19 protein-coding genes and 1 pseudogene are annotated in these 26173 nt (G+C 70.1%); 8 read left to right on the forward strand and 12 right to left on the reverse strand.

The window, feature by feature from the left end:
• Positions 1-140 precede the first annotated feature (140 nt).
• The 6 genes from TNCT6_RS33760 to TNCT6_RS33785 all read right to left on the reverse strand — a co-directional run bounded on the left by TNCT6_RS33760 (position 141) and on the right by TNCT6_RS33785 (position 6370).
• Complete coding sequence (locus TNCT6_RS33760; protein WP_141365204.1) at positions 141-1046, reverse strand: LysR family transcriptional regulator; 906 nt, start codon at positions 1044-1046, stop codon at positions 141-143.
• Positions 1047-1718: 672 nt separating this feature from the next.
• The gene (locus TNCT6_RS40205; protein ID WP_172633137.1) at positions 1719-1877 is read right to left on the reverse strand and encodes an arylsulfotransferase family protein; all 159 of its coding nucleotides are present in this window, start codon (positions 1875-1877) and stop codon (positions 1719-1721) included.
• 203 nt (positions 1878-2080) lie between these two features.
• Complete coding sequence (locus tag TNCT6_RS33770; protein WP_141365208.1) at positions 2081-3064, reverse strand: hydroxyacid dehydrogenase; 984 nt, start codon at positions 3062-3064, stop codon at positions 2081-2083.
• Between the two features lie 116 nt (positions 3065-3180).
• The gene (locus TNCT6_RS33775; RefSeq protein WP_141365210.1) at positions 3181-4062 is read right to left on the reverse strand and encodes a carbohydrate ABC transporter permease; all 882 of its coding nucleotides are present in this window, start codon (positions 4060-4062) and stop codon (positions 3181-3183) included.
• The gene (locus TNCT6_RS33780; RefSeq protein ID WP_141365212.1) at positions 4059-5033 is read right to left on the reverse strand and encodes a carbohydrate ABC transporter permease; all 975 of its coding nucleotides are present in this window, start codon (positions 5031-5033) and stop codon (positions 4059-4061) included. The genes TNCT6_RS33775 and TNCT6_RS33780 overlap by 4 nt, the downstream gene beginning before the upstream one ends.
• On the reverse strand, positions 5030-6370 hold the full coding sequence (locus TNCT6_RS33785) for an ABC transporter substrate-binding protein (RefSeq protein ID WP_141365214.1): 1341 nt from the start codon (positions 6368-6370) through the stop codon (positions 5030-5032). The genes TNCT6_RS33780 and TNCT6_RS33785 overlap by 4 nt, the downstream gene beginning before the upstream one ends.
• 310 nt (positions 6371-6680) lie before the next feature.
• Here TNCT6_RS33785 and TNCT6_RS33790 point away from each other — a divergent pair, with 310 nt between their 5' ends.
• Positions 6681-8609 (forward strand): DUF2264 domain-containing protein, encoded by a 1929-nt coding sequence (locus TNCT6_RS33790; protein WP_141365216.1) that lies wholly within the window; start codon positions 6681-6683, stop codon positions 8607-8609.
• A gap of 79 nt (positions 8610-8688) precedes the next feature.
• Positions 8689-9750 (forward strand): LacI family DNA-binding transcriptional regulator, encoded by a 1062-nt coding sequence (locus TNCT6_RS33795; protein WP_141365218.1) that lies wholly within the window; start codon positions 8689-8691, stop codon positions 9748-9750.
• Positions 9751-9853: 103 nt separating this feature from the next.
• On the opposite strand, the gene TNCT6_RS33800 is transcribed toward TNCT6_RS33795, so the two are convergent.
• Positions 9854-12043, reverse strand: a complete 2190-nt coding sequence (locus tag TNCT6_RS33800; RefSeq protein ID WP_141365220.1) for a phosphocholine-specific phospholipase C — start codon at positions 12041-12043, stop codon at positions 9854-9856.
• Between the two features lie 481 nt (positions 12044-12524).
• A complete protein-coding gene (locus TNCT6_RS33805) occupies positions 12525-14138 on the reverse strand; it encodes a right-handed parallel beta-helix repeat-containing protein (protein ID WP_141365222.1) in 1614 nt (537 codons plus the stop codon).
• 298 nt (positions 14139-14436) lie between these two features.
• Here TNCT6_RS33805 and TNCT6_RS33810 point away from each other — a divergent pair.
• The 3 genes and pseudogenes from TNCT6_RS33810 to TNCT6_RS33815 all read left to right on the forward strand — a co-directional run bounded on the left by TNCT6_RS33810 (position 14437) and on the right by TNCT6_RS33815 (position 16633).
• A pseudogene (locus tag TNCT6_RS33810) lies at positions 14437-15761 on the forward strand (OFA family MFS transporter).
• Positions 15736-15864 carry a hypothetical protein gene (locus TNCT6_RS41765; RefSeq protein ID WP_263638119.1) on the forward strand — a complete coding sequence of 43 codons (129 nt, stop codon included), beginning with the start codon at positions 15736-15738 and terminating at the stop codon, positions 15862-15864. The pseudogene TNCT6_RS33810 and the gene TNCT6_RS41765 overlap by 26 nt, the downstream one beginning before the upstream one ends.
• Before the next feature lie 271 nt (positions 15865-16135).
• Positions 16136-16633, forward strand: a complete 498-nt coding sequence (locus tag TNCT6_RS33815; protein ID WP_141365224.1) for a GNAT family N-acetyltransferase — start codon at positions 16136-16138, stop codon at positions 16631-16633.
• 36 nt (positions 16634-16669) lie between these two features.
• Here TNCT6_RS33815 and TNCT6_RS33820 read toward each other — a convergent pair whose 3' ends face one another.
• Both TNCT6_RS33820 and TNCT6_RS33825 read right to left on the reverse strand, forming a co-directional pair.
• Positions 16670-17686 (reverse strand): IS630 family transposase, encoded by a 1017-nt coding sequence (locus TNCT6_RS33820; RefSeq protein ID WP_308789493.1) that lies wholly within the window; start codon positions 17684-17686, stop codon positions 16670-16672.
• 188 nt (positions 17687-17874) lie between these two features.
• A complete protein-coding gene (locus TNCT6_RS33825; RefSeq protein WP_141365228.1) occupies positions 17875-18195 on the reverse strand; it encodes a DUF6191 domain-containing protein in 321 nt (106 codons plus the stop codon).
• Between the two features lie 191 nt (positions 18196-18386).
• Here TNCT6_RS33825 and TNCT6_RS33830 point away from each other — a divergent pair, with 191 nt between their 5' ends.
• A complete protein-coding gene (locus TNCT6_RS33830; protein ID WP_141365230.1) occupies positions 18387-20540 on the forward strand; it encodes a DNA-binding transcriptional regulator in 2154 nt (717 codons plus the stop codon).
• Positions 20541-20652: 112 nt separating this feature from the next.
• The gene (locus TNCT6_RS33835) at positions 20653-21210 is read left to right on the forward strand and encodes an XRE family transcriptional regulator (RefSeq protein WP_141365232.1); all 558 of its coding nucleotides are present in this window, start codon (positions 20653-20655) and stop codon (positions 21208-21210) included.
• A 57-nt stretch (positions 21211-21267) separates the two neighbouring features.
• On the opposite strand, the gene TNCT6_RS33840 is transcribed toward TNCT6_RS33835, so the two are convergent.
• Together TNCT6_RS33840 and TNCT6_RS33845 are read right to left on the reverse strand one after the other, a co-directional pair.
• Positions 21268-21738, reverse strand: a complete 471-nt coding sequence (locus TNCT6_RS33840; protein ID WP_253266320.1) for a GNAT family N-acetyltransferase — start codon at positions 21736-21738, stop codon at positions 21268-21270.
• Positions 21739-22028: 290 nt separating this feature from the next.
• On the reverse strand, positions 22029-23234 hold the full coding sequence (locus TNCT6_RS33845) for a S8 family peptidase (RefSeq protein WP_141365234.1): 1206 nt from the start codon (positions 23232-23234) through the stop codon (positions 22029-22031).
• Between the two features lie 614 nt (positions 23235-23848).
• Here TNCT6_RS33845 and TNCT6_RS33850 point away from each other — a divergent pair.
• A complete protein-coding gene (locus TNCT6_RS33850) occupies positions 23849-26152 on the forward strand; it encodes an AbfB domain-containing protein (protein ID WP_141367057.1) in 2304 nt (767 codons plus the stop codon).
• The last annotated feature ends 21 nt before the right edge of the window (positions 26153-26173 follow it).

Below are 26173 nucleotides of genomic sequence, written 5' to 3' on the forward strand. Positions count from 1 at the left end.
GTCGCAGGGCGGATACCGGCTCGCATGTGGTGCACGTCACATGGATTCGGTGGTCGATCGCGGGGATGTGTTCTTGATTTCACCCTCCCTTTCCATATAGGGCGCAGCAGGGGGGTGCATAGTCCCGCGTATGGCTGCTCTCACCGTCCGAGCGCGCGGCGATGCTCGGCAACGGTCCGAGTGGCCTGGAGCCAGCGATCCATGAGCGGGGTAATCTCTCCTCCGCGCTTCCACAGCAGGGTCGCCTGCATGGACCGGAGCCATTCCGGGGGGTCGAGAAGCGCCACAGAATCACTCGATCCGGCAATGCGCTCGGTCACGAGCGCGACACCCAGCCCGGCGGCAACGAAGGCTACTGCCGTCTGCGGCGTGGAAACCTCGATGACCTCGAAGGAGTCGTCGCCCGACAAGGCTTTCTCCGCGGCGTCCGGCATACCCCAGAACGCGGAAAGCCGGGACGGCAGGATCCACCGGCCCCAGCCCTTGCCGTCAGGACGGGATTCCATGGCGCGATACCTTGGCACAGCGAGCTTGACGTTGATGTCGATAATGGGGCACCAGTCACAGCCCTCGGCGACGAATCTGGCGAATTGCGTGGATCCGAACGGGACGCAGCCCATGTCCAGATCGCCGGACAGAACGCCCTGAACAATGAGGTCGGGAGTGACATCGGCCAGCGTGACGCGCGCCTTGGGGGCCTGATCGAGGAACTCCGCCAGTACGTCCGCGATGATTTCGTTGATGACCATGGGTTCCACACCGATGTGCAGATCGCCGATTGCGCCCCCTCCCATCAATTTCAGCGTTTCCACGACTCGGTTCCGGTCCGCTATCAGACGTTCGCCCCTGGAGAGGAGGTGGAGGCCGGCCTGGGTGGGGTGCACGCCTTTCGCGGTTCGCTCGAGGAGGCTCACTCCGAGCTCGCGCTCCAGCTTCGCGATGGCGTGACTCAGCGGCGGCTGCGTCATGTGCAGATTCTTGGCGGCCTGTGAAACCGAGCCGGCCTCGACGACGGCTTCGAAGTACTCGAGTTGGCGAAAATCCATGCCCTCTGAATGTCACGACTTCTGCGGAATGTCAACAGATGAGCAACCGGCTTGGGGAAGGCAGTGGTCGTACGAAGTCGTGGGAGCGGCGCTCTTACGTTCAGGTCGCGTCCGGCCCGCTTCGGCGTGCCGCCGGCCGAAAACGGCCCGGGCCGGTCCGACCGCCGCCGTTATGGAACCCGCCGTGCCGTGAGCGCCACGGCGGGGGCGCGGGGCACCGTCGGCGTGTGTCGCGCGATGGGCGTTGAGCCACCGGAGGTTCTCATCGGTGACGAAGCGCTGTCGGGGGTCGCCCGGAGAGAGTCACGACGGGGGAGGACCGAAGGACCTTGCCCCCGACTGTCCAGCGCCTTTACCTGGAAGTACGGCCCGCGGTTGTGCGTCGTGACGGCGGTCTCGAATCCGGACCGAGGGACGCGTCGGGCGACGACCGACAGGGAGCCGGGGGTACGTCCGGGCCAGTACCCGCCATGCTCGGGTCTGCGTCGAGCCGTTCCAGGAGGCGTGGACGACGCTGCGCCCGCCGGCGGACCGTGCGGCCGCGCTCGGTGGGTAGTACGGCGTGCCGATCCACTCGTTCCGAAACGCTCGGTACGAGATGTCGGCCCCGGGCAGCTTCGCGTCGTGGAGCAGGTTCCGTGAGGCGTTGCCCTCGGTGTTCCCCGCACCCGCTTACTCCGAGTAGTACGGGCTCTGGCCCCACCCGATGAACTCGTTGCCGTTGGAAAGGGCCTGGGTGTTCCCCTGGGTCGGTGACTCCAGCGGCGGCTGGTGGTAGTAGCTGCGGTGCACGGTCGCCTTACGGCTGCGGAAATCGAGGTCGAGGATCAAGCCGTGCGACCGCTGCTCGGGGGCGCCGTCGGGCGACGCCGTCCATCCGCGGCAGCTTCGCGAGGTGGTATCCGTCTTCGTGGTCGTCGGTGAAGCCGGGAGCGGGGGCGTCCCGGGAGGCGCCCCCGCTGTGATGGTGCGGCTTCCCGGCGACGGCACGGAACCGCGGCCGGGCCGGGGCGGGTCGTGAAGGCGCGGCCTCGTCAGGCCGAGCGGGTGGTCTCCTCGTGGAGCACGGGGTGGGCGAAGGGGAGGCCGGCGGTGTAGCGGGCGAGTTCGTCCGCGGCGGCTGCCGCCATGCGGTGGAGTTCGCCGCCGAGGGAGCCGGCGACGTGCGGGGTGAGGAGGACGTTGGGCAGGTCGTACAACGGGGAGTCGGGGGGCAGGACTTCGGGGACCGTGACGTCGAGAACCGCGTTGAGGCGGCCGGTGAGGAGTTCGTCGACCAGGGCGTCCTGGTCGACGAGGGAGCCACGGGAGGTGTTCACCAAGGTCGCGTCGTCGCGGAACAGGGCGAGCCGGCGGCGGTCGATGAGGTGCTGGGTGGCGGGGAGTTCGGGGGCGTGGACGGTGACCACGTCGCTGGCCGCGCACAGCTCGTCCAGCTCCACCGGGCGGGCGCCGAGGAGTTGGGCCTCCGCCGCGTCCACGTACGGATCGTGCAGGAGCAGGTCGAGATCGTGCGGGCGGAGGAGTTCCAGAACGCGGCGGCCGATGCGTGAGGCGCCGACGACGCCGACCGTACGCCGGTAGTTCCCGACGTGGGGGTAGGCGGCCAGCCAGTCGTGCTCGAGGCCGCGCCGGGCGCGGTAGTCGTCCCGCATGCGCAGCAGCTGCTTGTTGGCGAGGAGGATCACCGCCACGGTGTACTCGGCGACGGGCAGGGCGTTGGCCCCGGCCGCCGAGGTGACCTGGATCCCGCGCCGCCAGCAGGCGTCGGTGATGTGGTGCTTGACCGATCCGGCTGCGTGGATGACGGCTCGCAGCGCGGGCGCCCGGGCGAGGACGTCCTCGTCCAGCGGCGGGCAGCCCCAGCTGCTGACGATGACCTCGGTGTCGCGCAGGGCAGCGGCGGCCCGCGGGTCGCCGAAGTCGTCGACGACGAGGGCCGGGTCGAGGTCGGCGAGCTCGGTGAGCCGGTCCAGGGTGGCGCGGTCGATCAGCCGGCCGGCGAGATCGGCGTGCATGGCCAGCAGGGTGCGTGGACGCCGCCGTCCGGAGGCGGCCGGGTTCGGCGACGCGGCTGGTGCGGTCGGGGGGTTGGACACTCGGTTCTCCGGTACGGGTGTGGCAGGGGAGGACGTCACTTGACGCTTCCCGCGGTCAGGCCGGCCTTCCAGTGGCGCTGCAGGGCGACGAAGGCGATGACCAGCGGGACGATGCCGAGCAGGGAGCCGGTGACGACCAGCGGGTAGTACTCGGGGAAGGCGTGGGTCTGGGTGTTCCAGCTGTACAGGCCGAGACTGAGGGGGAACAGCCGGTTGTCGGAGAGCATCACCAGGGGCAGGAAGAAGTTGTTCCAGATGGCGGTGAACTGGAACAGGAAGACGGTGACGAGTCCGGGCATCACCATCCGCAGCCCCACCGACCAGAACGTCCGCAGCTCGCCGGCGCCGTCCATGCGGGCGGCCTCCAGCACCTCGCCCGGTACGTATCCGGCGCAGAAGACGCGCGCCAGGTAGACGCCGAAGGGATTGACGAGGCTGGGGACGAACACGGCCCAGAAGGTGTTGACGACGCCCAGCTTGGAGGCCAGCAGGTACATCGGCAGCGCGAGCGCGGTGGTGGGCACCAGCACGCCGAGCAGGACGAGCCCGAACAGCTTCTCCTTGCCGGGGAAGCTGTAGACGTGGAAGGCGTATCCCGCGCAGACGCACACGAGCGCGCACAGCAGGGCGCCGATCCCGGCGTACAGCAGGGAGTTGACGTACCAGCGGAAGTAGATGCCGTCGCCGGCCGTGGCCAGGGCGTGGAGGTTGGCGCCGAGGTGCCAGGTGGAGGGGGTGAGGGTACGGCCGCCGAGCAGGTCCCCGGTGTTCTTGGCGGCGGCGGTGAGCAGCCAGGCGAGCGGCAGCAGGGTGTAGGCGGTGGCCAGTACCAGGGCGCCGTTGACGGCGGACCTGGACAGCGACCAGGGACGGCCCTTCACGCGTGCGGCGCCGCGCTGTGCGGTGGCGGTGGTCATGCGGCGGCCTCCGTGGCGGGCTGGGGCCGGTCCTCGCCCCGGGCGCGGGTGGCCCGGGTGACGACGAAGGAGAGCGCGGCGGCGGCCAGCGCCAGCAGGACCGAGGAGGCCGCGGCCAGGCCGTAGTCGTGCCGCTCGAAGGCCGCGGTGTAGGCGTACATGTTGGGGGACCAGGTGGAGACGACGCTGGGGGTGGTGCCGTGCAGGATCATCGGCTCGGTGAACAGCTGGAGGGAGCCGATGACGGTGAACAGGCCGACGACCGCGAGCGAGGAGCGGATCAGCGGGATCTTGACGCTGAGCGCCGTGCGCAGCGGCCCGGCACCGTCGACCACGGCGGCCTCCAGGACCTCGCGCGGGATGGCCTGCAACGCGGCGAAGAAGATCACCATGTTGTAGCCGGTCCACTCCCACACCGCCATGTTGACGACGGCCGGCAGCGGGTGGCCCAGCAGGTCGGCGTGGGTGCCGAGCGAGTCCAGGGCGCCGATCACCGGGCTGATGCCCGGCGTGTAGAGGTAGATCCAGACCAGGGTGGCGATGGTGCCCGGCACCGCGTGCGGCAGGAACAGGGCGAGCTGGAAGAACCGGCGGGCCTTGACCAGGGCGGAGTCCAGCAGCAGGGCCAGCACCAGCGCCAGGATCATCATCAGCGGGATGTAGAGCAGGCAGTACTGCGCCAGGTTGAGGAAGCCGCCGCGGAAGGCCGCGTCGCCCAGCGCCCGGGTGTAGTTCCCGAGGCCCGTGAAGACGGTCTCGCTGCCGCCGAAGCCGAGGCCGGAGCGGTGCTCGGCGTAGAGGCTGAGGTAGACGGCGTAGCCCACCGGCACCAGCGTGGCGCCGGTGAAGAGCACGAAGAACGGCGCGAGCAGCACGGCGGGCGCCCCGTACCGCCGCCGCCGGACGGCGGCGGCGGTACGCGAGGGCGCGGCGGAGGCCGTGCGGGTGGCCGTGGGAGCGGTCGGGGTCACGGCGCGGAGACCTTCAGACCGCGGTTCTTCAGCTCGGAGACGGTGTCCTTCTGAGCGGCCGCGAGGGCCTGGGCGATGGTGCCGGATCCGGAGGAGAGCTTGCCGAAGGAGTCCTTCAGGGAGTTGTTGGTGACGCCCATCGCCGGACCCCAGGTCCACTTCTGCTCGATGGACCCGGCGGCGCTCTTGTAGACACCGTAGATGTCCTGCCCGCCGTAGAAGTCGGCCTTGAACGCCTTCGCGGCCACCGGCACCAGCGCGGGGTCGGCCGGGAAGGCGGAGGAGTCACCGGAGGAGATCCGGGCCTGGATGCCCTGGGCGGTGGTGGTGGCCCACGTGGCGAACTCGACGGCGGCCTCCGCCTTCTTGCTGTCCTTGGAGACGGCGAAGGTGGTGCCGCCGAGCATGCCGCTCGCGGGGGTGCCGTTCCAGGACGGCAGCGGGGCCACGGCCCACTTTCCGGCCTGGTCCTTCGGAAGGGTGCCCTTCAGCACGCCCCCGCCCCAGGACGCCCCCAGGTAGCCGGCCGTCTGGCCCTTCTGCAGCGAGGCGGTCCACTGCTGGCTGAACGAGGGCTCGACCCGGACCAGGTCGTCGTTGATCATCTTCTGCCAGTAGTCGGCGACCTTCTTCGTCTCGGGCGCCTCCAGGTTCACCTGCCAGGTGTCCCCGGCGGTGCCGAACCACTGCGCGCCCGCCTGCCAGGCCATCGCCTCGAAGGTGGTCGGGTCGTCGGGGAAGAACGTGGCGATACGGCTGCCGGGTTCCGCCTTCTTCAGCTTCTCGGCGGCCGTGCGGAACTCGCCCCAGGTCGTGGGCACTTCGATGCCCGCCTTGTCGAACAGGTCCTTGCGGTAGTAGAAGGCCTGCGGGGCGGCGTCCAGCGGCAGCGCGTACGTGGCACCGCCGAGAGTGGTCAGCTGCACCGCCTGCGGCAGGTACTTCGCCTTCAGGTCGGCGCCGACGTACTTGCCGATGTCCTGGACGGCCCCCTGGCTGACGAAGTCCGGCAGCTGCGGGTACTCGACGTTGAACACGTCGGGGGCGTTGTGGGCCTTGACCGCGTTGGAGAGCTTCGCATAGCCGCCGGCCGAACCGGAGGGGATCTCCTCGTAGCTGACGTGCACGTCCTTGTGGGAGGCGTTGAAAGCATCCACCACCTGCTGGGTGCCCTTCGCCCAGCCCCAGAACGTGATGTCGACGGGCTTGCCCGAGCCGGACGCCGGGCGGTCGTCGTCGCTGCCGCAGGCGGCGAGGAGGGTGGCGGACAGCGCGGCGGCGGTGAGCGCGGCGGCGGCGCGGAGGGCTGTGCGACTGCGGGTGGGGGCAGCGGACATGGCTCGGCTCCTGGGAGACGGGACGGGTGAAGTGTGCCCGGTGCGGAGCCGGCGGCGGCGAGGACGGCCGGGCTCCGGGGCCGTCGGGCCCGGGTACCGCACATCTTGGGAACGCTTCAGATCGAAGTCAATACCTTTCGATCGAACGATCTCATATGATCAGAGGGGCAGGGGGTGAGGAACCTGGATGTTCTGCGGATTTGTGGCGTTGGCGAGGTGTGGGCGTCCCTTGTTCAGATCATTCGATCGATTGCATTGACGATCGATCGGGCGACTTCTAGATTCGGCACCCCGAGCAAGGAGCCCCGCCATGCCGCGCACGTCCCTCCCACCCGAGGACCGCTCGCTCAGCCCGTACACGGGCTGGACCCGCGCCCACTGGGAGGCCGTCGCGGACAGGCTGCTCACCGCGGCGTTGCGGCACGCCGGGCCCGACCACGCCCTGATCGCGCTGCCCGGCCCGCGCCCGAGCTGGTCCGGCCCGCGGTCGGACGCGCTGGAGGGCTACGCCCGTACCTTCCTGCTGGCCGCCCTCCGAGTCGCGGGCGCCGGCGGGCAGGACCCGCTGCGACTGCTGGACCGGTACGCCGAGGGGCTGGCCGCGGGAACGCGGTGCCCCACCGGGGAAAGGGAACTGACCGGTCGTGATCCGGTCGCCTGGTCGGCGGTCACCGACCGGGGACAGGCCATGGTGGAGGCGGCCTCCGTCGCACTCGCCCTCCGTCTGACCCGGCCCTGGCTGTGGGACCGCCTCCCCGCACGGACCCGCACCCGCGCCGCCGACTGGCTCGCGGGCGCGCTGCGCCACACCCCCGTCGACAACAACTGGTGGCTCTTCCAGGTCACCGTCGGAGGATTCCTCGCCGAGACCGGCCACCACACCGAGGCCGCCGAACACGCCGTCGCCCAGGGGCTGTCCAGGATCGAGCAGTGGTACCTGGGCGACGGCTGGTACACCGACGGACGGCCGCGCGCCGTCGACCACTACAACGGGTGGGCCTTCCACCTCTACCCCGTCCTGCACGCCCACCTGACGGACGACAGACGGCTGCTCGACCGCTACGGCACCCGGCTCGCCGCCCACCTCGGGCAGTACGCGCACACCTTCGGCGGCGACGGCGCCCCGCTGCACCAGGGCCGTTCGCTCATCTACCGGTTCGCCTCCGCCGCCGCACCGTGGGCCGGCGCCTTGACCGGCCACACCCCGCTGAGTCCGGGCACCACACGACGGCTGGCCTCCGGCACCCTGCGCCACTTCCTCGACCACGGCGCCCTGGACGACGACGGCCTGCTCACGCTCGGCTGGTTCGGTTCCTGGCCTGCGCTGGTGCAGCCGTACTCGGGCCCCGCCTCGCCGTACTGGGCGAGCAAGGGCTTCCTCGGCCTGCTGCTGCCGCCCGGCCACCCCGTGTGGACGGCCGTGGAGGAACCCGCACCGGCCGAGCGCGGCGACGCCGTGGTCCCGGTGCGCGGAGCGGGCTGGCTGATCCAGTCCACGGCCGCCGACGGACTCGTACGCGTGCACAACCACGGCAGCGACAACCAGCCGGCCGACGAACTCCTGCCGGACGACCCGCTGTACGCGCGCCTGGCGTACTCCACCGCCACCGGACCGGCCTTCGAGGGCACCGCCGACAACCACTTCGCGCTGCTGGACGGCGGCGAGGCGAGCGAGCGCGGCCCGATCGTCCCGCTCGGCGCGGGACCCGGCTGGGCGGCCTCCGCCCACCGGCCCCGCATCGGAGGGGCCGCACTGCCGGGCGTCGGCGTCACCTCCCTGGTGCTCGCCGCCGGAGCCGAGGAGATCCACGCGCACCTGGTCACCGGCGCCCCCGGCGGGACCGGGGTACGGCACACGGGATGGGCCGTGGCCGGGAGCGCGGTGGAGACGGCTGTGACCGGCGGCGGAGCACGGGTACGGGTCACCGGGTCCGCACTGGTCTCCGAGGCAGTCGCCCTGCACGGCCTGGACGCCGCCACGACCGAGCCCGTGCCTGCGGGCACCGCGTTCGGGCCCGCGGCGGCGGTCCCGGTGCTGACCGGCACGGTCACGGGGGAGGAGTGCCTGTTCGTCTCGGCGGTCCGGCTGAGCGGAGCCGGGACCGCGCCGCCGGCCGCGCGGGTCGCGGTGGAGGCCGCCCCGACGGGCCACCGGCTGCGCGTCCACTGGCCGGACGGCAGCCACAGCGAGGCCCTCATCCGCGCGGACGGGGTGACCGTCACCTCCGACGAGGACTGATCAAATTAATGAGCAATAGATCAGTAATGTATCGAACGCTAGACTCGTGATGAGTCAGATCAGGGAGAAGGGGACCGTCATGTCGATCGCGGCTGACGAGCGCCGGACGCGGATCCTCGAGATCGTGCGCAAGCTCGGCACGGTTCGGGTGACAGACCTCGCGGCCCGTCTGGACCTCCCGGCGGTCACCGTGCGCCGGGACGTGGCGACCCTCGCCGAGACAGGCCTGTTGCGCCGCTCGCACGGCTCGGTCTCGGTACCGGACGAGCGAGCAGGCGCCGACGCCCGCACTCTCGGCCTGATCGTGCCCACGGTGAGCCACACCGTCAGCCAGTACTTCGACGAGGTGATCGCCGGCGCGCGCGCCGCAGCCGCCGACGCCGGAGCCCACCTGGTGCTCGGCATCTCGTCCTACGACCCCGGCGCGGACCGCGGCCAAGCGGAACAACTGCTCAAGTCGGGCGCCGAGGGACTCATGCTCACACCCAACTGGATGTCCACGAGCAACCCGGACGACCGCCTCTGGCTCAACGAACTGCCGGTCCCGACCGTGCTCGTCGAACGCCGGGCCGCCGTCGGCACGGCCGCCGCGGAACTCGACTCGGTCAGCTCCGACCACCATCACGGCGTGCTGCTCGCCCTGCGCCACCTGGCCGCGCTCGGCCACGACACCGTCGCCCTCGCCGCCCGCCGCGACACCTGGACGGCGCTGAAAGTACGCAGCGGTTACGCCGAAGGCTGCGCCACCCTCGGCCTGACACCGCAGCCGGTGATCGACATCGACGATCCCGCCACGGCCCCCGAGCGGGTGGCGGGCCAACTGGCCGAGGCCGTCGGCCGGGGCGTGCGAGCCGCGCTCGTGCACAACGACCAGGACGCCATCCAGCTTCCGGCACTGCTGCGCGCACGCGGCCTGTCCGTCCCCGAGGACCTGGCGCTGATCAGCTACGACGACGTCTTCGCGGCCCTCGGTGCCCCGCCGCTGACCGCCGTGGCCCCGCCCAAGCGGGCCGTCGGCGCCGCCGCCGTCGACCTGCTGCTGAGGCGGCTGCGCCACGGCTCGGCCCTCCCGATCCACCGGCTGGAACTGCTCCCCGAACTGAAGGTACGTGCCTCCTGCGGCCGTCAGGGCACCGCCTGAGCGCCTGCATCACCCGGAGCACATGACTTCTGAGGTCAGACCGTCCGCTGCCCCGGCGAGCTCACGCGACGTGGGAGAGCCCGCCGGGTCTGTGGGCTGCGGGTCAGCCGATCCGGCCCGCGAAGCGGTAGCGGAAGCCGTCGGCCGCGGTGACGACCACGTCGTAGTAGCCGTCCTGGTCGGTCGGCCATTCCACGACCGCGGGCTTGCCCTGACCGACGTACACCGTCCTGTGGCCGCCCTCGTAGTCGTTGGCCGCCAGGGCGAAGCGGACCTGGTCGCGTCCACCGCTGGACAACTGGAGCCGCAGCGTACGGTGTCCGGGCACGAGTTCGGCCTCGACCTGCGGGACGGCGCCGGCGTTCCGGCCGCCCGGGACGACGCTTCCGGCGAAGGACCGCACGAACCGGTCGGGGCCGTAGACGCTGAAGGCGTACTTCCCGTCCGTCGTCGCGGTGTCCCACACGTAGCGCTTGGCGCCGTCCTTGGTGACGGTGAACGGCGTCGCCTCGAAGTCGCGGTAGGCGTCCGGGAACACCTGCATGCTCACACCCCGCGCACCCACGTTGGTGAGGGTCGCGGTGACCTTGCCGCTGGAGCGGTCGACGGCCACGGTGGCGTGCTGCTGGTAGGGCACGGGCCTCGCCTTCAGCCGGCCGGACGGCGGCACCGGCATCGACTGCTGCCCCGTGGCCGGTATCGCCTTGGCGATCGACGGCAGCGTCCGGTCGTGCTCCGCGGCAGCGACCAGTACATCGACCGACGGCAGCTCGGGCAGTGAAGTGTCGGCCGAGGAGAAGTCGATCGCCGAGGTCAGGTCACCGCACACCGTCCGGCGCCATTCGCTGACGTTCTCACAGAGCGCCGGCTTGCCCAGGCTCGTGGTCCAGTGCTCCAGGAACTGGACGAGCGAGGTGTGGTCGAACACCTCCGAGGACACCCAGCCGCCGCGCGTCCACGGCGAGACCAGGATCATCGGCACCCGAGCGCCCGGACCGATCGGCAGCCCCTGCACGAATTCGCCCTCCGTGCCGGGCTCCGGCAGCGGCGCCTGCACATGGTCGAAGTAGCCGTCGTTCTCGTCGAAGGTGAGGATCAGCAGAGTGGACTTCCACAGTTCCTCGTTCTCGTGCAGCGCCCGGATGACCCGGTCGGCGTACACGGCGCCGTAGTCGGGAGCGCCGGCCGGGTGCTCCGACCACAGGTACGGGGCGACGACCCAGGAGACCTCCGGCAGCGGCCGCTCCGCGCCGGGCTCGCAGGCGTCGATGAAGTCCTTGAGGACGTAGTCGACGTTCTGGTTGGAGTTGGGCCCGGTCGGCTTGGTGTGAGTCCGCAGCACGTTGCCGCGCGCGAGCAGCCCGTCGGGGGAGGTGTCGGCACCGGACTGCGCCGGGTTGAACGACGCGAAGGAGCGTACGGTGTTGTCGGTGTAGTCACCGAGCCAGTTGCTGTCGGTGTCGTTGTTGACGTAGATCTGCCAGGACACCCCGGCCTTCTGGAGGGCCTCGGGGTAGGTCTCCCAGGTGTACCGGTAGCCGTAGTCCCCGCCGTTGTTGATGGCCGGTCCTTGGTTCGCGCCGGTCGGGTCGATGCCGCCGGACCACATGTAGATGCGGTTGGGGCTGGTGCTGGTGGCGATCGAACAGTGGTTGTGGTCGCAGACCATGTATGCGGACGCCAGGGCGTACTGCCAGGGAATGTCCTCGCCCGTGAAGTAGCCCATGGTCTGCTCGCCCTTGGCGGCGACCCAGCCGTTGTTCTTGCCCGTCGCCCAGGCGTTGTGGCCGTCCGACCAACCATGCGGCAGGCCACCCGCGTTCTGCGCGTTGTACTTGCCCGTCTCCAGACGGAAGGGCAGCAGATGGCCGCCGTCGGTCCGCTTGGCGTCCGGCTGCTGGAAGACGGTGGTGCCGTCCGGGTACCGCAGGGCCTGCTTGTCGCCGAAGCCGCGGACACCCGGGAGCATGCCGAAGTAGTGGTCGAAGGAACGGTTCTCCTGCATCAGGATCACCACGTGCTTGAGATCGGCGATCGTGCCGGTGAATCCGGTGGCGACCGCTGCCGAATCGGCCGGCGCGGCCGCGGCCTTGCCGGTGCCCGCCGTGGTGAGGCCGGTGGTCGCCACGGCCGTCGCCGTCGCCGCGGCCGCCTGCAGCAGCCGGCGCCGGCTCATGCCCGAGCGGAAGAGGGACGCGGGAACGCCTCGCGGGATGCGGCCGGTTGTGCCGGCCAGCGAGCCGTCGGGGTTGGTCTCGGGAAGGTGTTCGGTGGGCTCGTCGGCATGCGACATGCGAATGATCCTTTCGATGTGGCACTCGGACCGGAGCACGGCAGCAGCACGGGCCGGCGGCCCCTCGGGGCAGGGGTGACCGGTAGCGGCAGCCATCGGACGCACAGCGGGAAGGTCCGAGATCGCGGTGGGAACGAGCGGGTGGAGGTCCGCCTGCGGTGGGGGAGCGTGGTGGCGGCAACTGATCGATGGCGCCTGCAGCTTTCCGACAGCCCGGCCAACCTGGCAAGACACATTGCCGACTTGTCTCGCATTGTTCACTCCCGCCCGGGCGGGAGCGGTGTGTGGACGCCTCAGGTATGTCGCCCGTACACCGGGTGGAGAGAAGACGCAGGTTGCCGGACGTCACGAGTTCATCGCCGGGCTCCGCCCCCGCGCCGCCCATGGCGGACTCGCCTGGAGAGCCTGCTGTGCCTGCGAACCGGCCCGCGAGCCCGCCCTTCCGGGTCTGCGGACCCGTGGGCTCTGCGCCCTCCGGGGGTCAGCGGACGGGCGGTCCCTGGTACGCGCCGGCGGCGGGGTGTTGCTTCGGGATCGGGAAGCCGAAGTAGTCGTGGCGGCCCGAGTCGGGCACGGGCACGCCCAGGCCGAGTGCGGAGGATTCCCTGGCGACGCGGAAGGAGCCGGGGTCGGAGGTGTCGGAGCCCGCCAGGGAGGCGATCAGCTTCGGGTCCGCGGTGCTGCCGCCGGGGTTCGTGCCGCTCCCGTCGGTGTTGGCGGGCACGCCGCCCGGGATGCCGTACAGGACGTTGTGGTCGAAGTGCAGGTCCGGCGTCGGGTTCTTGAAGCGGTAGGAGTCGGCGGTGGTGTCCCCCGGACCGGCGAAGATGTTGTTGCGGATCGTCAGTTCGTGCCGGGTGGTGGCAGGCGAACCGGCGTCGTCCTGCACCAGGTAGGTGGGAACGGCTTCCTTGTTGAGGAAGGTGTTGTTGTAGATCTGCGTGTTCAGGATCGGGCCCCAGCAGTTCTGCAGCAGCCGGGCGCCGTCGTTGTGGCTGATGTTGTAGCGGGCGACGACGTCGACGGTCTTCGCGCCGCTGTACGGGCAGTTCAGCAGGAAGCCGCCCTTGTTGTCATGGCTGTAGTTGTACTGGAACACGGTGTGGTTGGAGGCGCCGTCGGCGTCGAAGGACATGCCGTCCAGGCTGTTGCCGCCGCCGGACACCTCGTTGTACTGGATGAGGGTGTCGTCGGTGTTGAAGGTCCAGATGCCGGCGTTGGCGACTTTGGAGCGCAGCTGGAAGCCGTCCACCCGGTTGTGCTCGACGACCGCCCCCGAGGTGGTGTCGAGCTTCATCGCGTCACCGGCGATCGACGTCAGCGTGTTGTGGTCGATGCGGACACGGGTGCTCGGCGTCCACGGGCCCGGGTAGACCTTGGGGTCCTGCTGGTCGCCCACCAGGTCACGACGGGAGAACGTCGACTTGAAGTAGATGCCCTCCCGGTCCACGTCCCGGATGTGGTTCCCCGTGATCCGCACGTCGTCGAAGGCGCTCGCGGTCGTCGTGCCGGCGACGTCGATCTGGATGCCGCTGGAGCCGGTGAGGGTCTTGAAGTCGCCGCCGCGCACCGCGTGCACGTCCAGGCCGGAGAGCACGTAGTGGTGGCCGATGCCGTGGTCGGCCAGCTCCAGCCGGACGCCGTTGCGCTCGGTGCCGGGCGTGCCGCCCGAGTTGGTGATCTCCAGGTCGCGGACCTCGACGTACTCCATGTTGCGCAGCAGCACTGTGTCGTGCAGGCCACCGCCCTCCAGATGCGGCAGCGCACCGGTGCCGTAGGCGCCGATCCGGATGGGCGCGGCGGCGGAGCCGGCGCCGGTCGGGGCGAGGGTGCCGGTGCAGGTCGTGCCGCGCGCGATGCGCAACTGGTCGCCAGGGCCGTAGCGATGCGCTCCGGCCTGAGCCAGGGAGGTCCAGGGGTGCGCGTGACTGCCGTCGCCCGGTCCGCCGTCCGCGGAGCAGTCGAGGTAGTAGCGATGTCCGTGCGGGGCACTGTCGGCGAGGGCGGGGGACGCGGTGGCGGTGGCGACCAGCGCGACTCCCACCGCGCAGGTGAGCACGGCGCCGAGACGGGCGCCGGAGGGGCGGTGGGGCATGTGGGTCCTCTCTGAGGAGGGAGCGGCATGGGGTGGGGCAGGCCACGCGCGCGTCGTGCGACGGGTCTCCGCCCCGAGTGGTGCCTCCCCGTAGGGTGGCCGACTGACTGATCTCGGTCAAGCCATATGGACACCTCGATCGCTATTTGATCGAACGACCGCATCTCCGCCTATGTCCGATCACTCGATCAGTTCCCCCTGGCCCTCAAGAACCGTTCGTCGCACGATGGATACCGCTTACCGCATACGGTGACCGGATGGTGTTCAACCAGGTGCGGGGTTCGTACCGTCCGGGATCATGAGTCCTCCTGTTGCTCCCCCGGGATGGAGTCGCTGGCTGGTTCCGCCTGCCGCTCTGTCCGTCCACCTCTCCATCGGCCAGGCCTACGCCTGGAGCGTGTTCAAACCGCCCCTGGAGTCCGCCCTCCACCTCGACGGCACCGAAAGCGCGCTGCCGTTCCAACTGGCCATCGTGATGCTCGGTCTGTCCGCCGCGTTCGGCGGCACGCTCGTGGAGCGCACGGACCGCGCTGGGCGATGACCGTCGCCCTGGTCTGCTTCTCCTCCGGATTCCTACTGGCCGCCCTGGGGGCGCAGACCGAGCAGTACTGGCTGATCGTCTTCGGCTACGGGTTCGTCGGCGGCATCGGACTGGGCATCGGTTACATCTCGCCCGTCTCCACCTTGATCAAGTGGTTCCCGGACCGGCCCGGCATGGCCACCGGCATCGCCATCATGGGCTTCGGCGGCGGCGCGCTGATCGCCTCGCCCTGGTCGGCGCAGATGCTGGACTCGTTCGGCACCGATCACTCGGGCATCGCCCTCGCCTTCCTCGTGCACGGGCTGGTGTACGCCGTCTTCATGTCCCTGGGTGTCCTGTTGGTGAGGGTTCCGCCCGCCAGGAAGCCGGCCGAGGCCGGGCCGAGTGCCCTTGCCGGGGCCCAGGTCTCCGCCCGCAGTGCCGTGCGCACCCCGCAGTTCTGGTGCCTGTGGCTCGTGCTCTGCATGAACGTGACCGCCGGCATCGGCATCCTCGAGAAGGCCGCTCCGATGATCACGGACTTCTTCGCGGACAGCTCCACCCCGGTGTCGGCGTTCGCGGCCGCCGGCTTCGTCGCCCTGCTGTCGGCGGCCAACATGGCGGGCCGCATCGGCTGGTCCTCGACCTCGGACCTGATCGGACGCAAGAACATCTACCGCGTCTACCTGGGCGTCGGCGCGCTCATGTACCTGCTCATCGCGTCGTTCGGCGACTCGTCCAAGCCGCTGTTCATCCTGTGCGCACTCGTGATCCTCTCCTTCTACGGGGGCGGGTTCGCGACGATCCCCGCTTATCTGAAGGACCTGTTCGGGAGCTACGAGGTCGGCGCGATCCACGGCCGGCTGCTCACCGCGTGGTCGACCGCCGGCGTCCTCGGCCCGCTGATCGTGAACTGGATCGCCGACCGCCAGGAGGAGGCCGGCAAGCACGGGTCGTCCCTCTACGGTCTGTCCTTCATGATCATGATCGGACTGCTCGTCATCGGGTGCATCGCCAACGAGTTCGTACGGCCCGTCCATCCCCGCCACCACATTCCCGCACCGAAGGAGGCCGCCGATGGCCGACGCGAGCAGCCCGCCTGACCGGCGAGCACTGATCACCCTCTCCTGGCTGTGGGTGGGGGCGCCCCTGTGCTACGGCCTCTACGAACTTGTCCTGAAGGCCAAGCAGCTCTTCACCGGGTGAGACCACCGGCGCCGTACGGGAGATGCCTGGGCGCCCGAGAGCCGGCGCGACGCCGGCCATACGGGCGTCCCACTCCAAAAGGACCGAGCCGGCTTGCGTTCGAGCGAGCCTCCTAGTGCCGTGACCGGATAGGTTCACCGAGGTCTCGTGGCCTGCGGGTGCGCGAGTCCCGCTGCTCCCCAGTTTCGGCTGGTCGCAGGGCGGAACGACCTCGTTTGCATGGCTGTAATCAACTTGCTGACCACCTTGGTGGGCGGGCAGGGTCTGGATCATGCTTGAACTACGCACCTTGGAATCAGACGACTGGCCCCTTTGGCGGGATTTGCGACTGGCCGCGCTTGCTGAAGCGCCCTACGCGTTCGGATCGACGCTGGCCCAGTGGCAGGGCCCCGGCGACCGAGAGGAACGCTGGCGTGCCCGTCTGTCGATTCCTGGCGCGCATGATCTCGTCGCGCTCCTGGACGGCCTCCCGGTGGGCATGGCCAGCGGAGTGCCGGGCGAGGGAGCAGGGAATGTGGAGTTGATCTCGATGTGGGTCAGCCCCACGGCTCGGGGCAGGGGCGTGGGTAACTGCCTGATCCAGGCGGTCGAGCGGTGGGCGGCGGAGCGCGGTGCCACGACGCTGCGGTTGTCCGTCATGCCGGACAACTGCAAGGCGACCGCGCTCTATGAGCGGCACGGTTTCACGGACACGGGTGAGCCCGGTGATCTTCTGCCCGATGGCGTGGGCAGGGAGCGGGTCATGGCGAAGAGCCTGGCCGCTGTCTGATCTCCACATCCGGGCACGGCGGGATCCCCCACGTGCTCAGGCTGCGGTGGCGAGGGGGCGTCCGCCCCAGCGGATGCCCTTCTCGCTGCGGATGCGGGCGCGTTCCTTGCGTTGGGCGGTGAGTACGTCGGGGTGGCGGGTGTTGGCGTTGCACCAGCGCAGGTAGCGGTGCAGGGCCTGGGTCTGCGCGGGATGGCTGCGGTGGTGGGAGTTGGCCAGGGTGAACTGCCGCAGCGGGCCGAAGTGGGCTTCGATCGGGTTGGCCCAGGAGGCGTAGGTCGGGGTGAAGCACAGCTCGGCCTTGTTCTTCTTCGCCCAGCGGCGGATGTCCGCGCCGGTGTGGGCGGAGAGGTTGTCCAGAATGATGTAGATCGGGGCGCCGTCGGGCCGGGCGGCGCGGATCGACTTCAGCGCGGACAGCGTGTTGGCGGTGCCTTTGCGGCGCCGGTTGACGCCCCACAGCCGGTTGTCGCCGACGGAGTAGCAGCCGTGGAAGCAGGTGACGCCGTGGGTGCGGCGGTAGGTCGCCGGCAGGCGGTTGGGCTTGCCCTGCTTCGCCCAGCAGGAGCCCGCGGTGGGCCGGATCCCCAGGGGCCCGAACTCGTCGAAGGCGAAGACCCGGTCTGGGAAGTGCTCCAGCACGTGCTCGATGCGGTCGAGCTTGGCGTCGCGCTCGGGGTCGGGCGACTCCTTCCATGTCTTGGTGCGCTGGAAGGTGATGCCGCGGCGCCGGAGCAGGCACCGTAAGGCTTCGCGGCCGATACGGATGATGCGTCCGTGCACGCGGCGCAGGTAGGCGGCGAGTTTGCGGATCGACCAGCGGGTGAAGGGCTGGCCGAGCTTGGTGGGGCGGGTGGTGGCCGTCTGGACGACGAAGTCCTCGTCGTCAGGGGTGAGCAGGCGGGGACGGCCTCCCGCCCATTGAGGGTCCAGGCAGGCCAGGCCGATCTCGTTGAACCGGTGGATCACGTCCCGCACTGTGTCCTCGTCGGCCTGGACCAGCTGGGCGATCACCGGGACACGGTTCCCGCCGGCGGACGCGAGCAGCATCATCGCCCGCCGAGAGCGCACCGAGCTGGTACTGCCCCGGCGCACGATCTGCTGCAGCTTCTGCCCCTCCTGGTCGGTCAGTCTGCGTACCCGCACAGGCTCAGCCGCCACACCTCCAGCGGTCGGACCGGACGTCACCGCCCATCCAACCGCTCCAACCGCCAACCCGGCGAACCTTCCCGGTCAGAGCACTAGTGACCGAGGCGAGGCATCCGGACGACCGCAGTTCCTCCGTCCAGGTCCACCGTTGTCCTGTTCGGCGGTGCCCCGTCATCCTCGTTGTCGGGCATGACCAGTGCCGACTGCCGCTCCTTCAGCTCGTTCTGCTTGCCCGGCGAAAGACTCGCGTGGAGCTGCTCGAACCCGGTCGCCGAAATCTGGCCCTGTCGCGCGCCGTTCCGCCACGGCAACACCCCGGCCCACCCCGCGCGCAACAGCAGCTGGTCGACAAAGGCGACCAAGGTCAGGGCAACGACCAGCCCGGGCAGGGTCATGAAGAAGACGAATGCCATACGGCCATTGTGTGGGGAGCGGAGTTGCCACGCTCGACGTTCGATGGCACGGGCCCAGTATTCGCCGTCACACGACATCGCGCGCCGACACCTCGTCGCTTGCGATCACCCACCAGCATCATCAGATCGAGTTAAACAACTTGGCTAATAACAAGGCTAAATGATGCTAGCGTCGGGGTGGAGGTATGGAGATGGCAACCGAGGAAGAGCTGTTCGCGTCGGTCGACGCGCTGCTGGAGGAGGAGCCACAGCTCCCGCCTCCGTCTGAGCGCGCCCGGCTGCGTGAGGCCGCCGGGATCACGCAGGCCCGCCTCGCGGTCGCGTTGAAGACGTCGACGCAGACGGTCAAGAACTGGGAGAACGGCCGCTCCGAGCCGAAGGAGCCGCGCCTGTCCGCCTACCAGCGGCTGCTGAAGGGCTGGGCGGCGAAGCACTCCGCCCACCCGGCCCACCCCGCCAGCAGCGCCACTCCCACTCCCACTGCCACGCCCGCCCCGGCCTCCTCGCCCCAGTCGGCACCGTTTCTGGAGGCGTTCTCCGCCCCGGCCGAGCCCGAGGCGGAGACCACCGCACCAATGCAGGCACCCGCTGCCCCGGCCGCGCCGGAACGTCCGGCCGTCCGCCGCCCGGTCACATCGTCACGCCGCCCGGTCGCTAAGAAGACCACCCAGCCCGAGCTGGACCCGCGGTTCCCGCACGGGCCGCTCGCCGTGCTCGACGGTGACGGCTCCGCCTACGGCGTGAACGGGATCGTATGGGACTGTCCGGCGACCACCATCCCTCAGTTGGTGGAGTGGACGCTGCGCGAGTCCGGGCTCGGTGCGCCGAAGCTGCATCGCAACGGGAAGGAAAGCGACCCGCTGATCGTGCTCACCGCGGCGGCCGCCGTGAAGCTCGGGCTGCCGGAGCGTCTGGAGGGCCACGAGCAGCGCCGCTCCCTGCGTCTGCCCGACGACCATCCCGTGGTCAAGCAGGTCACCCGCGCGAAGTGGAAGCTGACGCAGCGCGGGTTCGGGCCGTGGGCGCGGATCTACCGCCCCGCGCAGGCCGGGCAGCGGCAGTGCGTGCAGCTCGCCGTCCTGTCGTGGGACGCGCTCGACACCCGGGCCTGGCCGGGAGTCACGGACATGGAGCCTGCCGACATCGCACGCGTCCTGGGCATCTACGCCCAGCGCGTGATCACCCCTCGCGGCTCTACAGCCGTGTCCGGGCTGGAGCTGATGACTGCGCTGCGCCCGCCCACGAGGGCGGTGCAGGACCGCGCGACCGGTAACTGGGTCTCCGGCCACAACCCCGGGTCGCTCGGGACGGAGCCGGTCGACCCGGCGCCGCCGGAGGCCACCCAGGAGCACCCCGTCGTCGTCAACTCCGGCTGGGAGGGCGGCTTCCTGGATGAGGAGGCGTACCAGTGGGCGCGCGACCTCGATCTGCTCACCGGCGAGGAGGCAGCCCTTCCGTGGGTGGTCGGCCTGGACCTGAACACCGCCTTCCTGGCGGCCGCGTCCCGCCTGATGGTCGGCCTGTCCGGCCCGGAGCAGGTCCAGCATCCGCACTTCGACAAGCGCATCCCCGGCGCATGGTTCGTGGACTTGTCCCACATCGAGCTGGACCCCCGCCTGCCCTCGCCGTTCACCCCCTCTGGCCTCCGGCCCACGGGACCCGCCTGGTACCAGACCCACACTGTCGCCTACGCCCAGGAGCTCGGCCACAATGTCCGGCCCACCGAGGCGTTCCTGCGGCGCGAGACCGGCGCGTACCTGGACCCGTGGCACGACCGGCTCAGGACCGCCTACGTCGACACCCTCGCCGACCTGGGCGTCACCAAGGACCTCAGCGACACCGAATTCCTTGCGGCAATGGAGCGGCACAAGCAGGCCGACCCCGGTTCGGCGGCCGTCCTCGCGGCCATCAAGGCGACCGTCAAGGGCGGTGTGGGCAAGCTGCGCGAGCGCCCGCAGGGGCGGCACTACAAGGACGGCGACCGCTGGCCGGCCCTGGAACGCCCGACCTGGCGACCGGACCTCCGCGCCGCCGTCATCAGCAAGGCCCGGGTCAACATGCACCGCAAGATGCTCAGGATGGCGGAGTTCACCGGCCTGTACCCGCTCGCGGTGCTGTCCGACTGCGTCGTCTACCCCTCGCCGGGCCGCAGCCCGCTGGACTTCCTGCCCTACAGCACCAGCGGCAAGCCGATCCCCGGCGCCTTCCGCCTCGGATCCACCCCGGGCCTGGCCAAGGTCGAAGGAGTGCGGGAGATGGCGTGGGCCGTCGACCTGATGGAGCAGGGCCTCAACCCCGCCCGGCACATCAAGGGTGGCGACGCCGTCCTGGACGAAGGCGAATAGGCCGTGGCAGACACGAGCATCATCGCCCCGCACCTCGAAGCCGACACCGGCCTGGAGCGGACGCTGAACCACCCCAACGGCAAGGACTATGCCTCCGAAGGGAACTGACGCTGTGAGAGAGATCGAGGACGCGATCGAGCGTGCCGAGCGGGAGGCTTTCACGCGGAAGCCGCCCAAGACGTTGAAGGGCCAGATCGGTTTCCTGCTCAAGCAGTTGAAGTCCGCGAAGGCCGTCGCCGCGGAACTCGGCGTCACCGCCGACTCCGTCAACCGCTACCGGCGTGGCGCCCGCAAGCACCCGCCGAAGGAGATCCAGCAGAAGATCGACGCGGCCGTGCGGTCGCGCTGGCAGCCGCAGGTCCGCAAGCGGCGGCGCCAGCAGGCCGCCGCCACCGGCGGGATCACGGTGGAGACGCGGGCGCGCTTCGGGTACACCGCGCCGGTCGGCACGACCGACGACGGACGCTTCCGCCGCCTCACCGTGCACCTCCCCCCGTCGTACGCGCAGCGTCTGTTCGACGCCCGCGAAACGGGAGCCGGCGAACCGCAGATGCGCCACATCATCGCCGAAGGATTCAAAGAGGTCTATTTCCAGGACGGCGGAGTACGCGCCATGGGACTGTCGGACGTGGCGATCAACGAAATTGATTACCTCGACCTGGATTTCTGAAGTGCTTCGTCATCCGACCAGTGGAGGTCGCTTCCGTCCACCGCTTCCCGCGTGATCTCACCGAGCGGGGAAGGTGAGCCGCAGAACGATCTCGCCGTCGTCGATCTCCCCGGTGGGCTGGAACCCGAACTTCTGGTAGAAGGGCCACGGTTCGCCGTCGCCGGGGTCGTAGCTGGTCAGCAGTTCGGTGGCGCCGTCCGTGCGAACCAGGTCGGCGATCTGTGTGAGCACCTCCCGGCCGATTCCTCGCTTCTGGTACCGCTTGTCGATGAGCAGGCGCCAGAGGAAGTGCCGCCCTTTGAAAAGACCGGTCGGCGGCTTCCAGGACAGCATCACGAAGCCCACTGGCTCGTCGCCACGGTATACGGCGCGGTACCAGGGATTGGCCTCCGGCGTCTTTGCCGCCTGCTTGAGCGACTTGGACACGGAGGCGACGAACTGCTTCTGGTCACGGCGGACGCGGAGGGCACGAACGACATCCCGGTTGTCGTCGGTGATCTCCCGTAGGTGCACGCCTGGGGACCTCATGCCACACCCTTCCTGCATCCGGCAGTTGCGCCGTCCGGGCCGACGGGGAGAGCCGCCACTGAGCGGCATTCCCCTGTGTGTACGCGGTATCAGGGAGGCCCGGCCGGGCGTCTTCGCAGCGTATGCGTCACAGGCGATCCGGGGCGGGACCGGCACGCCGGAGTGTGACCGCGCCCGGGGCCGCTCCTGGCCAAGAGCGGCCCGGTCGCGGCGGACAAGTGTTTCCCGGAGCCACGGACGGCTCCGGGAAACACTCGGCCAGAGCCTCAGAGGCTCAGAGGCTCAGAGGCTCAGGGCACGATCCGCAGGAGCTTGTTCGGCGAGCCGGTGCCCGGGCTGGTGACCACGCCCGAGGTGGCGCCGTTCACCAGGGCCGTGGAGACCTGCGCCGGGGTGGCCGAGGTGTGGCTCGCGAGGTAGATCGCGGCCGCGCCCGCTACGTGCGGCGTCGCCATCGACGTACCTGAGATGGTGTTGGTGGCGGTGTCGCTGGTGTTCCAGCCCGCCGTGATCGAGGAGCCGGGGGCGAAGAGGTCGAGGACCGAGCCGTAGTTGGAGTAGCTGGCCCTGGCGTCCGTACTGGTGGTGGCGCCGACGGTGATCGCCTCCGTGACCCGCGCGGGGGACGAGGTGGAGGCGTCTGCGCTGGAGTTGCCCGCGGCGATCGCGTAGGTCACGCCGCTGGCGATCGAGTTGCGTACGGCCGTGTCCAGGGAGGCGGAGGCCCCGCCGCCCAGCGACATGTTGGCGACCGAGGGACCGGTGTGGTTCTTGGTGACCCAGTCGACGCCGGCTATGACACCGGCGGTGGTGCCCGAGCCGCTGGAGTTGAGCACGCGGACCGCCACGATCCTGGCGTTCTTGGCGACGCCGTAGGTCGAGCCCGCGATGGTGGTGGCGACATGGGTGCCATGGCCGTTGCCGTCCGACGGTGTGCCGCCGCTGACGGCGTCGTAGCCGTAGGTGGCCCGCCCGCTGATTTGGCTGTGCGTGATGCGGACACCGGTGTCGATGACGTACGCGGTCACGCCGCTGCCCGCCGAGTCCGGATAGGTGTAGGTGCCGGAGAGCGGCAGTGACGCCTGGTCGATCCGGTCCAGGCCCCAGGGCGCGTTGGTCTGGGTGGTGTCGTTGAGATGGACCGTCTGGTCCTGCTCCACCGCGGCGACCGCCGGGTCGGCAGCGAGCCTCCTGGCCTCGGTCGCCGAGAGGTGCGCGGTGTAGCCGTTCAGCGCGCTGCCGAACGTCTTCTTCACGCTGCCGCCGTACTTGGTGATCAGGCCCTTGCCCTGGCTCGAAGCGGACGTGAAGCCCGCGTTCTTCTTGAGGGTGACGATGTAGCTGTCCTTGACCGCCGTGGGTGAGCCGGCGGCGAGCACTCTGCCCTCCGCCGGGGCGGCCTGGGCGGGAAGCGCGGTGAGTCCGCCCAGGAGAGCGGCGGTTGTGACGCCGGTGAGGGCGGCGAAGCGGATCTTCCTGCTACGCGGTGGTGCCATGTGAGGGAGTCCTCCTCAGGCAGGCGCGCCGGGGTGTGGCGCGCGTTGTGGGGGGTGCGCACGCCAAGGCGCACTCGCCCCTGGAGCGTTGCGTTCCGCCCAGGGACGAGATAAGCGTGTGGCAAACGAGCCGCAGAGGCAAGGGAGTTGAGGGGCTGTCACATAGGTGTCATGCCCATGAAATCTACGTCCGTCCGAGGCGGTCGTCGGCGGGGCCGGGAGTGCGGCGAGCGCCCTGGCCGCCGTCGACGGTCAGCGTTCCGACTGGCCGTGCCGGCCGCGGTCTGGTCCTCAACTCCGGTACATGCACGCTCCGTTGACGCCCCTTGTGCTCAGCACTACCGTTTTGAGAGCGCTCTCACACCCCGTCTGCCCAAGCCCCCTCCATCTGTACCTGCACCGCACCGGGCGGGATCACGACCCAGACAGGGAAACCCCCTCCGGCGAGTCCGGGCCTTCGCCGTCGCGCGGGAGCGGGCTGACCTGTCGCGCACGAATGACATGCACAGGACATCAGCCTTTCACAGGACACAACGGGAGTGACGACCGTGGCGAGACGCCCAACCCCCTGGAGGTTCCCCCTTCCCCGACCGCGGCAGGCCCTGCGGCGCCTGATGGCCTGCGGCGCGGCGCTGGTGGCGGCCGCCGCCGTGCTGGTCGTGGACGGCGCGGCGCCGAGCCGCGCCGTCACCGCGGCCTGGGCCCCCAAGTCCGCGCCGATGACGACGCCCTGGACCAACCAGGTCCCGGTCGACGCGCCGCTGCCGGAATACCCCCGGCCGCAGCTCACCCGCCCCGACTGGCTCAACCTCAACGGCATCTGGGACTTCGCGGTCACCTCCCGCGACGCTGGGCAGCCCGCCGTCTTCGGTGAACAGATCCGGGTGCCCTTCGTCCCCGAGTCCGCGCTCTCCGGCATCCAGCGCAAGATCACCCAGAACGACCGGCTCTGGTACCGGCGCACCTTCACGGTGCCCACGGGCTGGAGCGGCCGACGCGTCCAGCTCAACTTCGGCGCCTCCGACTGGGAGACCACCGTCCGGGTGAACGGACAGCAGGCCGGGTCCGTCCACCGCGGTGGCTACGACGCCTTCTCCTACGACATCACCCCCCTGCTCAACGGCGGCACCAACACGATCGTCGTCTCCGCGTACGACCCGACCGAGACCGGCGGCCAGGCCATCGGCAAGCAGCGCATCCAGGACGTCACCCCGCACGCCGGGCACAGCATCGTCTACACCGCCTCGTCGGGGATCTGGCAGACCGTCTGGCTGGAGCCCACCGCGACGGCCCGCATCACCCGGCTCGACATGGTGCCGCGCCTGGAGGACAACACCCTGCGGGTGACCGTGCGCGCCGCCGGAGCCGACGGGGCGAGCGTCAAGGTCACCGTCTCCTCCGGCGGAACGCCCTTCGGCAGCGCCACCGGCACGGTCGGCGCCGAGTTCGCGGTGCCGGTGCCCGCCGCCCACCTGTGGACGCCCGAGGACCCCTTCCTCTACGACGTCACCGCCGAGCTGATCGGCAGCACCGGCGGTGACCGGGTCGGCAGTTACACCGGTATGCGGTCCATCGCCGTCAAGGACGTGAACGGCGTGCGCCGGCCGGTCCTCAACGGCCGGTTCGTCTTCCAGACGGGCACCCTGGACCAGGGCTTCTGGCCGGACGGCATCCAGACCGCGCCCACGGACGACGCCCTCCGGTTCGACCTCCAGAAACACAAGGATCTCGGCTTCAACATGGTCCGCAAGCACATCAAGGTCGAGCCGCAGCGCTGGTTCTACTGGGCGGACCGGCTCGGGCTGCTGGTGTGGCAGGACATGCCCTCCATGGACAGTTCCAAGAGCCCGGACGGTGCGGCCCGTACCCAGTGGGAGAGCGAGTACCGCGCGATCGTCGACCAGCACCGCAGTTCCCCCTCGCTCATCCAGTGGGTGGACCAGAACGAAGGCTGGGGCCAGTACGACCAGGCCCGCATCGCCGACATGGTCAAGGCCTACGACCCCTCCCGCCTGGTCGACAACATGAGCGGCGTCAACTGCTGCGCCGCCCAGGACGGCGGCAACGGCGACGTCATCGACAACCACAACTACGTCGGCCCCGGCAACACCCCGACCGAACCGGTGCGCGCCTCGGTGCTCGGCGAGTACGGGGGCCTCGGCTACCGGGTTTCCGGCCACGAGTGGTACCCCGGCGGCGGCTGGGGCTACGAGGACCAGCCGAGCCAGGCCGCCCTCAACGACCGGCTGGTCGGGCTGCTGGACGGCATGCGGGAGAACTCCATGCCCGCGGCCGGGCTCTCGGCGGCCGTCTACACGCAGATCACCGACGTCGAGAACGAGACCAACGGCCTGATGACGTACGACCGGCAGGTCGTCAAGGTCGACCAGGCCCGCGTCCGCGCCGCCAACCAGGCGCTCATCGCGGCCTCCCGCACGGCGGGCCCGCCGGTCGGGCTGCCGGTGGGGCAGTACGTGTCGATCCGCGTCACCACCAGCGGCTACACCAACCGCTACATCAGGCACTACGACGGGCTCGGCTACACGGAGGTGGTGGACGCGGCCGGCGGGACCGTGCTCAAGCAGGACGCCACCTGGAAGGTGACACCGGGGCTGGCGAACAAGCTCTGCTACTCCTTCGAGTCCCGCAACTACCCGGGCCAGTACCTGCGCCACCGCGACTTCCGTGTCCGGCGCGAGGGCGGTGGCGACACCGTCTACCGGGAGGACGCCACCTGGTGCCCCGTCCGGAACGACAGTGGCATCCGGCTGGCGGCGTCCAACTTCCCCGGGCAATACCTGCGGCACATCAACGCCGAACTGTGGCTGGCCCAGGCCGGCGGCTCGCACGCCTGGGACAACCCGGCCACCTTCACCGAGGACACCACCTGGGCGATCGAGGCGCCCTGGGCTCCCTGAGCCCGGCCACCGCCCCGACGC

The organism is Streptomyces sp. 6-11-2 (genome assembly GCF_006540305.1).
In the GTDB taxonomy this organism is placed as follows: Bacteria; Actinomycetota; Actinomycetes; order Streptomycetales; family Streptomycetaceae; genus Streptomyces.

Bases quoted from the DNA above. Each gene is read 5' to 3' on its own strand.
- TNCT6_RS33760 (WP_141365204.1), bottom strand. From the start codon at position 1,046: ATGGATTTTCGCCAACTCGAGTACTTCGAAGCCGTCGTCGAGGCCGGC.
- TNCT6_RS33770 (WP_141365208.1), bottom strand. From the start codon at position 3,064: ATGCACGCCGATCTCGCCGGCCGGCTGATCGACCGCGCCACCCTGGAC.
- TNCT6_RS33775 (WP_141365210.1), bottom strand. From the start codon at position 4,062: ATGACCACCGCCACCGCACAGCGCGGCGCCGCACGCGTGAAGGGCCGT.
- TNCT6_RS33785 (WP_141365214.1), bottom strand. From the start codon at position 6,370: ATGTCCGCTGCCCCCACCCGCAGTCGCACAGCCCTCCGCGCCGCCGCC.
- TNCT6_RS33790 (WP_141365216.1), top strand. From the start codon at position 6,681: ATGCCGCGCACGTCCCTCCCACCCGAGGACCGCTCGCTCAGCCCGTAC.
- TNCT6_RS33795 (WP_141365218.1), top strand. From the start codon at position 8,689: ATGTCGATCGCGGCTGACGAGCGCCGGACGCGGATCCTCGAGATCGTG.
- TNCT6_RS33800 (WP_141365220.1), bottom strand. From the start codon at position 12,043: ATGTCGCATGCCGACGAGCCCACCGAACACCTTCCCGAGACCAACCCC.
- TNCT6_RS33805 (WP_141365222.1), bottom strand. From the start codon at position 14,138: ATGCCCCACCGCCCCTCCGGCGCCCGTCTCGGCGCCGTGCTCACCTGC.
- TNCT6_RS41765 (WP_263638119.1), top strand. From the start codon at position 15,736: ATGGCCGACGCGAGCAGCCCGCCTGACCGGCGAGCACTGATCACCCTC.
- TNCT6_RS33815 (WP_141365224.1), top strand. From the start codon at position 16,136: ATGCTTGAACTACGCACCTTGGAATCAGACGACTGGCCCCTTTGGCGG.
- TNCT6_RS33820 (WP_308789493.1), bottom strand. From the start codon at position 17,686: ATGATGCTGCTCGCGTCCGCCGGCGGGAACCGTGTCCCGGTGATCGCC.
- TNCT6_RS33825 (WP_141365228.1), bottom strand. From the start codon at position 18,195: ATGGCATTCGTCTTCTTCATGACCCTGCCCGGGCTGGTCGTTGCCCTG.
- TNCT6_RS33830 (WP_141365230.1), top strand. From the start codon at position 18,387: ATGGCAACCGAGGAAGAGCTGTTCGCGTCGGTCGACGCGCTGCTGGAG.
- TNCT6_RS33840 (WP_253266320.1), bottom strand. From the start codon at position 21,738: ATGAGGTCCCCAGGCGTGCACCTACGGGAGATCACCGACGACAACCGG.
- TNCT6_RS33845 (WP_141365234.1), bottom strand. From the start codon at position 23,234: ATGGCACCACCGCGTAGCAGGAAGATCCGCTTCGCCGCCCTCACCGGC.
- TNCT6_RS33850 (WP_141367057.1), top strand. From the start codon at position 23,849: ATGGCCTGCGGCGCGGCGCTGGTGGCGGCCGCCGCCGTGCTGGTCGTG.